The 12,747-nt window shown below is 74.0% G+C and carries 11 protein-coding genes; 7 read left to right on the forward strand and 4 right to left on the reverse strand.

The window, feature by feature from the left end; all coding sequences use genetic code 11:
* Positions 1–858 (reverse strand): AAA family ATPase (locus P1P75_RS33595; protein ID WP_319262679.1); only part of this gene is annotated, 858 nt, incomplete at its 3' end.
* 305 nt (positions 859–1,163) lie between these two features.
* Between P1P75_RS33595 and P1P75_RS33600 the strand changes: the two genes are divergently transcribed.
* The 3 genes from P1P75_RS33600 (at position 1,164) to P1P75_RS33610 (ending at position 4,678) form a co-directional block, all read left to right on the forward strand.
* Entirely contained in the window at positions 1,164–1,868 is a 705-nt protein-coding gene (locus tag P1P75_RS33600) for a response regulator transcription factor (RefSeq protein ID WP_319262681.1), read from the forward strand.
* Positions 1,869–2,051: 183 nt separating this feature from the next.
* Positions 2,052–2,705 carry a DUF4255 domain-containing protein gene (locus tag P1P75_RS33605; protein ID WP_319262683.1) on the forward strand — a complete coding sequence of 218 codons (654 nt, stop codon included), beginning with the start codon at positions 2,052–2,054 and terminating at the stop codon, positions 2,703–2,705.
* A complete protein-coding gene (locus P1P75_RS33610) occupies positions 2,702–4,678 on the forward strand; it encodes an ATP-binding protein (RefSeq protein WP_319262685.1) in 1,977 nt (658 codons plus the stop codon). The genes P1P75_RS33605 and P1P75_RS33610 overlap by 4 nt, the downstream gene beginning before the upstream one ends.
* A 28-nt stretch (positions 4,679–4,706) precedes the next feature.
* Here P1P75_RS33610 and P1P75_RS33615 read toward each other — a convergent pair whose 3' ends face one another.
* Positions 4,707–6,089, reverse strand: coding sequence for a ricin-type beta-trefoil lectin domain protein (locus tag P1P75_RS33615; protein WP_319262687.1), 1,383 nt, complete (start codon positions 6,087–6,089; stop codon positions 4,707–4,709).
* A gap of 127 nt (positions 6,090–6,216) precedes the next feature.
* Positions 6,217–7,623 (reverse strand): hydrolase, encoded by a 1,407-nt coding sequence (locus P1P75_RS33620; protein ID WP_319262689.1) that lies wholly within the window; start codon positions 7,621–7,623, stop codon positions 6,217–6,219.
* 588 nt (positions 7,624–8,211) lie between these two features.
* Between P1P75_RS33620 and P1P75_RS33625 the strand changes: the two genes are divergently transcribed.
* From P1P75_RS33625 to P1P75_RS33640, 4 genes are read left to right on the forward strand one after another with little or no spacing between them, the layout of a single operon-like run.
* On the forward strand, positions 8,212–9,798 hold the full coding sequence (locus tag P1P75_RS33625; protein WP_319262691.1) for a phage tail sheath subtilisin-like domain-containing protein: 1,587 nt from the start codon (positions 8,212–8,214) through the stop codon (positions 9,796–9,798).
* A 54-nt stretch (positions 9,799–9,852) separates the two neighbouring features.
* Positions 9,853–10,296, forward strand: coding sequence for a phage tail protein (locus P1P75_RS33630; RefSeq protein ID WP_073499531.1), 444 nt, complete (start codon positions 9,853–9,855; stop codon positions 10,294–10,296).
* Complete coding sequence (locus P1P75_RS33635) at positions 10,296–10,769, forward strand: hypothetical protein (RefSeq protein WP_319262693.1); 474 nt, start codon at positions 10,296–10,298, stop codon at positions 10,767–10,769. The genes P1P75_RS33630 and P1P75_RS33635 overlap by 1 nt, the downstream gene beginning before the upstream one ends.
* The gene (locus tag P1P75_RS33640) at positions 10,766–10,918 is read left to right on the forward strand and encodes a DUF6760 family protein (protein ID WP_167534914.1); all 153 of its coding nucleotides are present in this window, start codon (positions 10,766–10,768) and stop codon (positions 10,916–10,918) included. Before P1P75_RS33635 ends, P1P75_RS33640 begins: the two co-directional genes overlap by 4 nt.
* Positions 10,919–10,956: 38 nt before the next feature.
* On the opposite strand, the gene P1P75_RS33645 is transcribed toward P1P75_RS33640, so the two are convergent.
* Positions 10,957–11,511 carry a hypothetical protein gene (locus tag P1P75_RS33645; protein WP_319262695.1) on the reverse strand — a complete coding sequence of 185 codons (555 nt, stop codon included), beginning with the start codon at positions 11,509–11,511 and terminating at the stop codon, positions 10,957–10,959.
* Positions 11,512–12,747: the final 1,236 nt, after the last annotated feature.

Below are 12,747 nucleotides of genomic sequence, written 5' to 3' on the forward strand. Positions count from 1 at the left end.
GGGCGGGGCCTGGGGTCGCGGGTGGGTGTGGCGGTGGGCCTCGTCGGCCTGTTCCAGGGCCGCCAGGGTGCGGGCGGTCTCCGCCGTCGTGGGGCCCGTGGTGTCCAGCCACCAGGAGACGGCCGCCGGGTAGGCGCCGGGGTACAGCGCGGCGCAGGTGCCCGGTACGGGCGACGGGGGCGGGGTGCCGTGCAGGTCGTCCAGGAGGGCGTGCAGAAGCAGGGGGTTGCCCGCGCCGGCGTGCACGACGTCGGCGGTCCAGTCGTCGGGGGCGGTGGGGAAGGCGTCCCGGACCAGTGTGGCCGCGGCGGTGTCGGTGAGCGGGGCGAGGGTGTGGGTGCGGACCAGGGACGGGGAGAGGGTGTGGGTCAGGCCCGCGGGCCGGGGGTCGATGTCGTACTGGCTGCGTTCGGTGGCCACCACCAGTACCGGTAATCGGTCGACGCGGCGGGCCGCCTCCACCAGCCAGCGCCGGGAGGCCTCGTCGGCGAGGTGGACGTCGTCCACCGCCACCAGTACGGGGGACCGGGCGGCGTACGAGCGCAGCAGTCGCCACAGCCGGGCCGCGCTGCCCCGGTCGTCGAGGCCGGGGGCGAGGTCGGCGAACTCCGGTACGGGGCCGAGGAGATGGAGGACGGCGGCGAACGGTACGGCGGTGTCCTCGGGGGAGCAGCGGGCGCGCAGCACGCGCAGGCCGCGGCCGGCCGCGTGAGCGGCGGCGGCCTCCAGCAGGGCGGAGCGGCCGGTCCCGGTGGCTCCGCGCAGCAGGACGAAGCGGCCGCCGCCCGCCCTCGCGCGCTCGGCCTCGGCCGCGAGCAGCTCGTGCGCCTCCTCGCGTTCCCGCAACGGTCCGGTCATGCCTGCCTCCTGGGCTGGACGGGGTTTCCCGCGCGTGGGTTCCGACGGGGGCGTACGGTCCTTGTGGCGATGCTCACGGCGGGGCGCGGAAGATTCCACGGACTCCGCACCTCACCCCCTGCAACCACTCTGACCTGCTGCGATGTCCGTACTCGGCGTTTCTCGTGGTGGCCGCTCCGCTGGTCTCGTGGTGCGCCTCGTGGTGCTCCACGATTGCGCCGGCCCCAGCGGTCACAGAAGTGTGGAACACGTCCTCCCGCCACCGGCCCGCGCCGCATGGCGGGCTCGTGAACAGGGGGAAACGGTTGCTCAACACACCCCGGACATCCGACACCACCAGCGTCGTCACCCGCGCCGCACATGCCGGTACGGCCCTGGGGAGCGGCGGCGTCTCGCGCCGTACGCCCGTCTCCGTGCAGGCCTGCGATCCGCTCTCCCGTGAGGGAGCCGTCAGCCAGCTCCGCTCCCGGCCGGAGGTCGAGATCCGGGAGGAGTCCGGCGTCGGCACGGTGGCGCTGCTGATCGAGGACTCCCTCGACGAGGCCGCGCTGGCCCGGCTGCGCCGGGTCGTGCGCAGCGAGGGCGGGCGGGCCGTGCTCGTCGTGGGCACGATCCGCGAGAACGAACTGCTCGACGTGATCGAGTGCGGGGTCGGCGCGATCGTCTGGCGCCGCGAGGCCACCGCGAACCGGCTGGTGCAGGCGGTGACGGCCGCCGCGCGCGGCGACGGCGACCTGCCCGCCGATCTGCTCGGCCGGCTGATCAGCCAGGTGGGCAGCCTGCACCGGGGCGCGGCGAACCGGCCCGGCGCCCCCTCGCTGGGGCTGGCGCCCCGTGAGGTGGACGTGCTGAGGCTGGTCGCCGAGGGCCTGGACACCGGAGAGATCGCCAGCAAGCTGTCCTACTCCGAACGGACCGTCAAGAACGTCATGCACGGACTGACCACGCGACTTCATCTACGCAACCGGGCACACGCCGTGGCATATGCCCTCCGCGAAGGCTACATCTGACCGAACGGGCACTCGAAGGCGGATACGCGGGCAGCACTTTCTGCCCGCCCGCCGACCCCGGCGCGCCTGCGCCCCGCCCGGCCACGGCGGCACACTCGGCCGGATGGGCCCCGCGGGCTCGGGACCGGACGACGGGACCGCCGAAGAGAGCCGCCCGGCACGGCGGTCGAGGAGCGTACGACAGTGATCCACGAGGTGGACGAGGTCCTCAAGGGCCTCCTCGGCGGCGGCGCGCTGACGGGCTCCGACATCGACGTGTCCTTCGAGGCACCGACCCGCGACTGGGCGGCCCGCCGCAACGCCCCCACGATCAACGCCTACCTGTACGACATCCGCGAGGACGTGGCCCGGCGGCAGCGCGGCCAGGTCGCGGTGCGCGACGAGCGGGACATCGTCGTACGGCGCCGCCAGCCACCGCGCTGGTTCCGGCTGTCCTACCTCGTGACGGCCTGGACCCGGACCCCGCAGGACGAACACCGGCTGCTGTCGGCCGTGTTGGCGACCCTGCTGCCGCGCGAGCTGCTCCCCGCCGACGAACTCCCGGGCGCACTGGGCACGCTGGGCCTCGCCGTGCCGCTGACCGTCGCCGGGCTGCAGTCCGAGTCACGGTCACTCGCCGAGATCTGGTCCGCACTCGGAGGCGAACTCAAGCCGTCCCTGGACCTGGTGGTGACCGCGCCCTTCCCGGCGTACCCCGAGTACGACGCCGGACCGCCCGTCACCGAGGGCGCGGCCGTCCGCGTACACGGCCTGGACGGCGACCCGTCCGCGTCCGGCGAACGCGCCCACCGCCCGCACCAGGTGGCGGCCGCCCGAGAGGCCCGCAAGCGCCCGTGACCGCCATCCCCCCGCCTCCCCCTCTGCTCGCGCGGGTGACCGAGCTGCGCGAGCGGGTCGCCGGCCTGGTCGACCACCGCGCCGCCGGCGACCCCAGCGCCGACGACCCCCTGCGCGGCCTCTACCTCTCCGAGGAGGCCGTACGGCACCTGCTGACGGCCGAGCCGCCCGCTCCCGCGCCCCCGGACACGGTTCCGGCGCCCGCCGACGGTGACCCGCTCGGCCTCCTCGCCGTCCGGCTCGGCCTCACCTCCCTCGACACCGCGATCCTCCTCATCGCGCTCGCCCCCGACCTCGACCGGGGCTTCGAGCCGCTCTACGGCTATCTCAACGACGACGTCAGCCGACGGCGGGCCACCGTCGGACTCGCCCTGGAACTGTGCGGGGCGCCCGCCCACCTCGCGGCGGCACGCGCCCGCTTCCACACCTGCGCACCCCTGCGCGCGCTCGGCCTGCTGGACGTCGAGGAACCCGAACGCCCCTTCCTGTCCCGCCCGTTGCGTGTCCCCGACCGGCTCCTCGCCCACCTCCTCGGTGACGACACCCCGGACGCCGCCCTGCACGGCCACCTCCTGGCCATGCCGGACGTGCTGCCCACCGACGACGCCGACCACGCCGGCTTCGTCGTCCGGCTCGCCGCCCGGCTGCGGCACGGCCCCCTCAGCGTCCATCTCCGCGAACACCGCGAGGGCGACGGGCTGGCCGGCATCGCCGCCGCCCTGGCCTCGGCCGGCCTCGGCGCCCTGCGCTACACCGGCCCCGAGGACCGCGTTCCCGAGCTGCTGCGCGAGGCCCGGCTCGGCGGCCGGGCAATCGTCCTGTCCGGCCTTCCCGAGCAACCGGCGCCGCTCGTCGGCGCGTTGACGGCGGCGAGCGATGTGACCGTGCTGCTGACCGACCCCCGCCCCTACGACCCGCACTGGAGCGCCCACGACCCGCTGGTCCTGGACGCCCCGCGCCGGCAGGCGGGCGGGACGGCGGCCTGGGCGGCGGCGCTCGGCCCGCAGTCCGGCGCCTTCGACCTGGCGACCGCCGTCGCGCCGTACCGGCTCGGCGGGGAACGCGTCGCGCGGGCCGCCCACGGTGCCCTCGCTCTCGCCGCCTTCGACGGCGGCCCGCTCACCGCCGCCCACGTCCGCCTCGCCGCCCGGCAGCAGTCGGCATCCGGGCTGGAACGGCACGCCCGCCGGATCCGGCCCGACGTCGGCTGGGAGGACCTCGTCCTGCCCGAGCGGCCGCTGACCCAGCTGCACGAACTCGCCCTGCGCGCCCGCCACCGCGACCGCGTCCTCGGCGACTGGCGGCTCAGCGCGGGCGGCGGCCGGGGCCGGGGCGTCCTCGGCCTGTTCGCGGGCGAGTCCGGCACCGGAAAGACCCTGTCCGCAGAGGTCGTCGCCGCCGAACTCGGCCTGGACCTCTACGTCGTCCAGCTCTCCTCCATCGTCGACAAGTACGTCGGCGAGACCGAGAAGAACCTCGAGCGCATCTTCACCGAGGCCGACCGCACCGACGCCGTGCTGCTGTTCGACGAGGCCGACGCCGTCTTCGGCAAGCGGTCCGAGGTCAAGGACTCGCACGACCGGTACGCCAACATGGAGAGCGCCTACCTGCTCCAGCGGCTGGAGTCCTTCGACGGCATCGCCCTGCTCACCACCAACCTGCGCGCCAACATCGACGAGGCCTTCACCCGCCGCCTCGACCTGGTCGTCGACTTCCCGTTCCCCGACGCCGAGCAGCGCGTGGCCCTGTGGCGGCACTGCCTCTCCCACGTGCCGTGCGCCCCCGGCATCGACCCGTCCCCGCAGGCCAAGGACTTCGAGCTGGCCGGCGGCTCGATCCGCAGCGCCGTCGTCACCGCCGCCTACCTGGCGGCCGGGCGCGGGGAACCGGTCGGCGACGGGGACCTGATGGAGGGCGCCCGCCGCGAGTACCGCAAGGCGGGCCGGCTGGTGCCGGGCGGGGCGGGCTGGTAGGCAGGGCCCGAACCGGACTGGGGGCGGGCTACTTCACCCGCCACTTCTGGTTCGGGGTCCCCGCGCAGGTCCACAGCTGGAGCTTGGACTCGTTGCCGGTGCCGTTGTCCTTGACGTCGACACACTTGTCGGCCTGCGGATTGACCAGGTCGCCGGCGGTGCTCATGACGAACTGCTGGGCGGGGTTGCCGCTGCACCGGGCCAGCTGGATGACCGCCCCGTCCTCCCGCGAACCCCAGGCGACGTCCATACACATGCCGAGCGAGCGGACCGTGCCGTCGCCGTTGAAGACCCACTTCTGGTTGGCGGTCCCGGAGCAGTCGTGGATCTGGAGCGGGGTGCCGTCGCGGCCCTCGCCGTCCTGGGAGCCGGTGACGTCGACACACCGGCCGGAGGCCTGCCCGATGATCAGCTGCCCCGGCACCGGCTTCGGGTCGGCCTCGGGCTCCGTACCTCCGCCGGTCGTACCGCCGCCGCCGCTGCCGCCCGATCCGGACGAGCCGGTGGACCCGGAGCCGCCGGTGTCCTCCTTCTCCTCCGGGGCCGACGGGGCCTCGGGGCTGGGCAGGGGCGCGGCCGAGGCGTCGGTCTTCGGCGCGGACGGCGCCGACTCGATGGGGCTGGGCAACGCCGTGGAACCGGCTTCCGCGAGTTTCTCGGTGGCACCGCTGCTGACGGCCGGCTTGTACGTCAGCCAGATCATGACGAACGCGATCGCCAGCGCGACGCTCACGCTCAGCGCGGTCGCCAGCCAACGCGGCAGGAACCCGCGCTGCACGAACGTCCCGTCCACCGCCAGCGGCACCACACCCGACCGCTGCACGGTGAGGGCGTACGGCCGCTGCTCCTTGGACCCGAACCAGATGATCTCCCGGGGCCGAAGGGTCGCCTCGACGAACGCCGCACGCCCCGGCTCGATCTGTACGTTGCCCGGCCGGATGTCGTACGACAGGTGGTCGCCGGTGTCGGCCCCCGCGACGGACGCCGTCAGCCGGGTGTTGCCGAGGTTGTCGATCGCGAGCCGGGGCCGGCCCCGGAACCGTCCCTTCACGGTCGGCGGCACCAGCTCGGCACGCACCTCCGTGAACGGCGTGACCGTCAGGTTCCCCTCCGCAACGGTCACCGCGTCCGGATGCTCGGTCGGCGTGATCCGCACGGCGTACGGATTCGGGCCCGCCGTCGCGTCCGGCGTACGGGGAGGAGCGAACGTCAGCTCCACCGTCCCCGTCGTACCGGGAAAGAGCCGCAGGGTCGGCGGCTCCACCGTCGTCCAGGGAGCCACACTCCCCACCGGCTCGAAACGGTACTCGTCGACGACATCACCGGTGTTGCGCACCCGCAGCCGCACACGGGTGCTGCCACCAGGGTCCACCGTCGCGGAAGCCGGTTCCAGGGAAGTCCACAGAGTCACCTGTCGACGCTAAGCCGGGAGGCGGCGGCCCGTCAGGAGGCTCAGGGGCAGTGCCGCTGCCCGAACGGGACAGCCGGCATGCCCCGTTCGCGGCCCGCCACCCGGCTCCCGCCGCCCCCGTGTCCCGTCACACGGTGAGGCGGATCGCCTCCAGGTTCTGCGCCTCCTCCATCGGGCTGCCGCCGTACATCCAGTCGCCGGGCTTCGTGCAGCCAAGGCCCATCCAGCCCTTGTTCGCGACGTAGGCGTTCTGGCACACCGAGCCGTCAGTGGCCTTGATGGTGAAGCCCTGCAGCGGGGAGACCGCCTCCTTGGTCGACCCGATGTACATGTCGATCCCGTCGGCCGCCGACGACCACTTGTCGCCCGTCAGCCACTCCTCGACGACATGGGCGCCGTTGCCCGCCGTGCCCTTGGTCCCCGCCACGGCGATGTTGAGCGCCTTGACCGGCAGGTCCTTGCCGACGGTGCCCGCCTCGGCGCCGTCGCACACCGGGTCCTGCCAGCCGCGGTCGGCGACGTAGGCGCGGTAGCAGATGTGCCGGCCGTCGCTGCGGGCCGCCAGCTCCTGTACGGCCGTGGCGGCGGTCCGCTCCTTCGGCTTCTCCTCCTCGCCCCCATCGCCCTCGCCGTCGCCTCCGCTGGCCTCGGGGCTGGGCGAGGCGGCGGGCTCCTCCGCCGGCTTCTCCTCGGGGGGCGGCGGCGGGCTGGACCGCACGTTGCCCGGGGCGCTCGGGCTGGGCGGCGGGAGCGTGCTGACCCCGGCCTGCTCCAGCTTCTCCGCGGCGAGGCTGCGGACCTGGGGCTTGTAGGCCAGCCAGATCATGACGAACGCGATCGCCAGCGCGAGACTCAGGCTGAGCGCGGTGGCCAGCCAGCGCGGCAGGAACCCGCGCTGCACGAACGTCCCGTCGATCTCCAGCGCCTGGGCCCCGGACCGCCGTACGGCCAGAGCGTATGGCTGCTCCTCCTTCGACCCGAACCAGATGATCTGCCGGGGGCGCAGCGTCGCGTCGACGAAGACGGCCCGGCCGGGCTCGATCTGTACGTTGCCCGGCTGGAGGTCGTACGACAGGCGGTCGCCGGTGTCCGCGCCGCTGAGGGAGGCGGTGACGCGGGTGTTGCCGAGGTTGTCGATCGCGAGCCGGGGCCGGCCCCGGAACCGTCCCTTCACGGTCGGCGGCACCAGCTCGGCACGCACCTCCGTGAACGGCGTGACCGTCAGGTTCCCCTCCGCAACGGTCACCGCGTCCGGATGCTCGGTCGGCGTGATCCGCACGGCGTACGGATTCGGGCCCGCCGTCGCGTCCGGCGTACGGGGAGGAGCGAACGTCAGCTCCACCGTCCCCGTCGTACCGGGAAAGAGCCGCAGGGTCGGCGGCTCCACCGTCGTCCAGGGAGCCACACTCCCCACCGGCTCGAAACGGTACTCGTCGACGACATCACCGGTGTTGCGCACCCGCAGCCGCACACGGGTGCCGGCGCCGGGGTCGACGGTCGCGGAGGCAGGTTCAAGAGAGGTCCACAGGCTCACCCACCTCACGCTAAGGGGTCCCTGCGACGCCGGTCAGAGGCCTGGGGGCAGCCCCATGTGCCCTGCCGCCCGGGGGAGTTGCCCTCGGGCCCCCGAATCAGCCGCGGCCGACCGCGGCCCTGCCCGCATGCCGCCGGCGAATCCCGTCAGGCCAGGCGATCGGCGGATCCGGGGCCGGGGACACGCCGTGGATCCGGTGGATCGCCGGCCCGGATCCGCCGATCGGCGCCCGCCTCGACCGGACCGGACGCGTACCGCTCGACCTGGCCGCGCGGTCGTGGCAGCGCTCGCGGGCGGGTGCCGGGATCCATCGCAGGTCGCCGTCACAGCCGTACCCGGGGAACGGGTCGTTGCTGCCGCTTCGGCCGGCTCGGCAGCATCGCGGTCGGCGAGGACGGTCAGCGGGCGGAAGCAGGGCGTCAGCCGACAAGGGCCGAGGCTCCGCACCCGCGTCTGCGCACCGGCCCGGCCGTTGCCCGTGAGGGCAGTCCTCCTGCCCCCACTTCGGCACCGGAGGCCGTTTCGGCGGACGCGCTTCGCGCGTGACCGTGAGAGACGTCCTGACGCGTACCCCGAGGAGAGCACAGCATGCCGTCCTACCTGTCGCCCGGCGTGTACGTCGAGGAGGTGGCCAGCGGCTCGCGCCCCATCGAGGGAGTGGGTACCTCGGTGGCGGCCTTCGTGGGCCTCGCCCCGTCCGGCCCTCTGAACGAGCCGACCCTGGTGACCAACTGGACCCAGTATGTGGCGGCGTTCGGTGACTTCACCGACGGCTACTACCTCGCGCACTCGGTCTACGGCTTCTTCAACAACGGCGGCTCGGCGGCGTACGTCGTCCGGGTCGGCGGCAGTCGTGGGGGCGCCGCCGGTGACGCCTCCCCGGCCGCCGTGACCGGTTCCGCCGCCCCCGCTGCGCTGCCCGCGGGCGAACCCGCGCAGCTCGGCACGTTCACGGTGACCGCCAACGCGGCCGCCGTCTCCGGCGGCCCGCTGACCGTGGAGGTAGCCGACCCGGAGGGCGAGGGCCCCGCCGAACGCTTCAAGCTGGTCGTGCGGGACGGCGAGAAGCCGGTCGAGACGTTCGACGTGACCGCGAAGAAGGGCGGCCGCAACTACGTCGTCACGCAGGTCAAGGAGCGCTCGAAGCTCATCACGGTGGCGGAGGCCGCGCCGTCGGCGCAGCTGGCCCGCCCCGACAACCAGACGGTGACGCTGGCCACGCCGCCCGCCGCCCCGGCCGCCACCGGCACGCAGGCCCCGCAGTCCGCGGGCCCCGCCCAGTACCTCGGCGACAGCGCCGACCGCACCGGCTTCGGCGGCCTGGAGGCCGTCGACGAGATCTCCATGGTCGCGGTGCCCGACCTGATGGCCGCCTACCAGCGCGGCGCGATCGACCTGGAGGCCGTCAAGGCGGTCCAGCTCGGCCTGATCGCGCACTGCGAGCTGATGGGCGACCGCGTCGCGATCATCGACCCGCCGCCGAGCCTGAACGCCCGCCAGATCCGCGTCTGGCGCCAGGAGACGGCCGGCTACGACTCCAAGTACGCCGCCCTGTACTACCCGTGGATCAAGTCCTTCGACCCGGCGTCCGGCCAGTCCCGGCTGATCCCGCCGAGCGGCCACGTCGCCGGCGTCTGGGCCCGCAACGACGCCGAGCGCGGCGTCCACAAGGCCCCGGCCAACGAGGTCGTCCGCGGCGCGGTGGACCTGGAGATCCAGATCACCCGCGGCGAGCAGGACCTGCTCAACCCCATCGGCGTGAACTGCATCCGCGCCTTCCCGGGCCGCGGCATCCGCGTCTGGGGAGCCCGCACCCTGTCCTCCGACCCGGCCTGGCGCTACCTGAACGTCCGCCGGTACTTCAACTACCTGGAGGAGTCGATCCTGATCGGCACCCAGTGGGTGGTCTTCGAGCCGAACGACCACGCCCTGTGGGCGCGGATCCGGCGCAACGTGTCGGCGTTCCTGGTCAACGAGTGGCGCAGCGGCGCCCTGTTCGGGGCCCGGCCCGAGGACGCGTACTACGTCAAGTGCGACGAGGAGACCAACCCGCCGGAGTCGGTCGACGTCGGCCGCGTCATCTGCGAGATCGGCATCGCGCCCGTCAAGCCCGCCGAGTTCGTCATCTTCCGGCTGGCCCAGTTCTCCAGCGGCAACGGGGAGCTGGAGGAGTAACCACTCCTCCCTCACCCCCCTGTCAGCAGCCAACTCCCCCAGAAGGACAGCAAGATGAGTCTCCAGCCGGGTGACGCTCTCACTTCACACAATTTCGGGCTCCAGATCGACGGCGTGATGGTCGAGTACCTCGCCGAGGTCAGCGGCCTCAGCCTGGAACAGGACGTCATCGAGTACCAGCAGGTCTCCGCGCAGGGCAAGCCGGTCACCAAGAAGCTGCCGGGCGTGAAGAAGGCCGGGACCTGCACGGTCGTACGCGGTATGACGCAGTCCGCGGCGTTCAACACGTGGATCACCGAGTCGATCAACGGCGTGATGGGCTCCGCCCGCAAGAACGCCACGATCATGGTGATGGACTACCAGAACAACCCGGTCAAGCGGTACAACATGCGCAACGCCTGGTGCAGCAAGATCGACACCAGCACGGTGAAGGCCGGCGAGGCCGCCGCACTGACCGAGACGGTGACCATCACGTTCGAAGAACTGGTCATCGAGTAATGCGACGTTCCGTTCTGCGGGCGGCGGCGCCCGCGGGCGGGGAGCAGGAGAGCACCCCGCTCCCGCCCGCGGCGCCGGCGCCCGCGCCGGTCGTGCAGCAGCGCCTGCGGACGGAGTTCCCCTTCGAGCTGCCGCGCGGCTACGTCGACGAGGCGGGCACCGTCCACCGCGACGGCGTGATGCGGCTGGCGACCGCGCGGGACGAACTCGTGCCGCTGCGGGACATCCGTGTCCAGGAGAACCCGGCGTACCTGTCGGTGGTCCTGCTGGGCCGGGTCATCACCCGCCTCGGCACGCTCCCGCTCGTCCACGACGGGATCGTGGAGAACATGTTCGCCTCCGACCTGGCGTTCCTCCAGGACTTCTACCGCCAGGTGAACGCGGAGGGGCATACCCGCGCGACCGTCGAGTGCCCGCACTGCGCGGAGCCCTTCGAGGTCGAACTCGGCGGGAGCCGCCTGGGGGAATCGTGACGTACGCGACCGACCGGCTGCACGAGGAGATCGCGTACGTCGCCTTCCACTTCCACTGGGGCCACGACGAGATCCTGGACCTGGAACACCACGACCGCCGCCGCTACACGGACAGCATCGCGTCCCTGGTGACGCGCGCGGAGGGCTGAGCGATGGGCTTCCTGGACCGCTTCCGTCGCCCGGCGGATCACTCCGTGGGTGGCGGCGCGTCGGCGCCGGGGCCGGGGCCGGATGTACCGGGTGCCGATACGGCGTCGGGGGCCGGTGCGGACTCCGTGCCGGTACGTCCGCGTCCCGCCGCCTGGTCCACGTTGCCGCCCGTGCAGCGGGCGGCGGGGAGCGGGGACTCGGCGGGAGTCGCCGACGCCGGTTTCGGCAGCCGGCTGGCCACCTGGCGCAACCCCTCCTTCACCGGCTCGCCGTCCCCCGCGGTCCTGGACGGCCGGTCGGGCGGCCTGCTGGACCACCTGACATCGACGCCGACACTCCCACCGGGGTCAGCACCGGCCGTCTTCGAGCGCCCGGCCGCTGTGGTGCCGGTGGCGGGCGCGGCACCGGGGCCCACGCCCTCGGTGCGCCCGGCGCCTTCCGCACGGCCCACGACCGTGAGGCCGGCACCATCGGCTCCGCCCGCCCCCGCGGCTCCCGCGCGGGGCATCCGCGTACAGCCCGCCCCGCCCCGCCCCGCGGCGACACCGGCTCCGCTGACCAGGTCCACCGCCGCGCCGGTACAGCGGCGCACACTGCCCGCGGCACGCGTTCCGTCCGCCCCGGTCCCGGCCGCCACCGGTACCGGCGCAGGCACGGAGACCGGCGACGCACCCACGGCACCCGCGCCCGGCAAGGAGCCGGTCCCACCGGCCTCGCCGCGCCCGGTGTCCGAGACACATGAGCCGGTGACACCGGTTGCCCCGGTCACACCGGTGGTCCCGGTGGTCCCGGTGGTCCCGGTGGTGCAGCGGGCGGGAGTCGCGGGGGCCGAGGGCGGGGGCGGAGCTGGTACGCCGGTGAGCCCGCGGTCCGCCACCTCCTCGGAACCGGCGACGACTCGGCCGAGTTCCGCGGGCGCCGTCCGGCACCCCGGCCCGACTGTCGTTCCCGGCCCCTCGGCACGGCCCGGCGCGGCTCCGGGTCCGGGTCCGGGTCCGGCGGCAGGTCCGGGTCCAGGTCCCTCTCCGGCTGCGGCTGCGGCTGCGGGTTCCGCTCCCGCTCCGGTGGCTGCCGGGACTTCGGGGAGCGGGCCGAACCCCGCCATCGTGCACCGTGCGACCGGCGTGCCCGCCTCGACACCGGCCGGCCCCACCCCTGTCGAAACCCCGCGGCCCGCCTCGCCGTCACCCTCGGCCGCGACTGAGCCCGGCGCATCCCACGGCCGACCGCGGCCAAGTGCAGGGCCGACGCCGGGCGCCACACCCACCTCGGCTGCCGGGCCGACGTCCGGTGGCGAGCGGCCGGCGTCCGGTGCCGGGTCCGTGCCTGCCTCCGGTGGCGGGCCCCTGCCTGCCTCCGGTGGCGGGCGTACGCCGGGTTCCGCGCCCACGCCCGGTGGCGGGCGTACGCCGGGTTCCGCGCCCAGGCCCGGTGCCGGGGCTCCGGGGGACGCTCCGAGCCCCGTCGTCGCACAGCGTGCGACCGGCGGGCCCACGCCGGCACCACCCCTGCCCGCCCCCGGCCGAGCCGTCGGGGCGGCTGCACCGTCGCCCGCCCCACCGGTCCCGCCCAGCACCCCCGATGCACGGCCCGGTTCGGCTGCCACGCCCGGACCGGGTGCCGCACCCGCCTCCAGTGGCGTGCCCGGGTCGGCCGGCGCGCCTACGCCCGGTGTCACGCCATCGTCCGACGCCAGGACTCCGGCGGACGTGCCGATACCGATACCCGTCACCACACAGCGTGCGACCGCCGAGCCCACGAACAAGGCAGAAACCTCGTATTCCCTTTTCGTCTTGAAAAAAAAAAAAACAACAACAACAGACCAATT

It is taken from the genome of Streptomyces sp. ID05-39B (assembly GCF_033794725.1).
GTDB classification, from domain to species: Bacteria; Actinomycetota; Actinomycetes; order Streptomycetales; family Streptomycetaceae; genus Streptomyces; species Streptomyces bobili.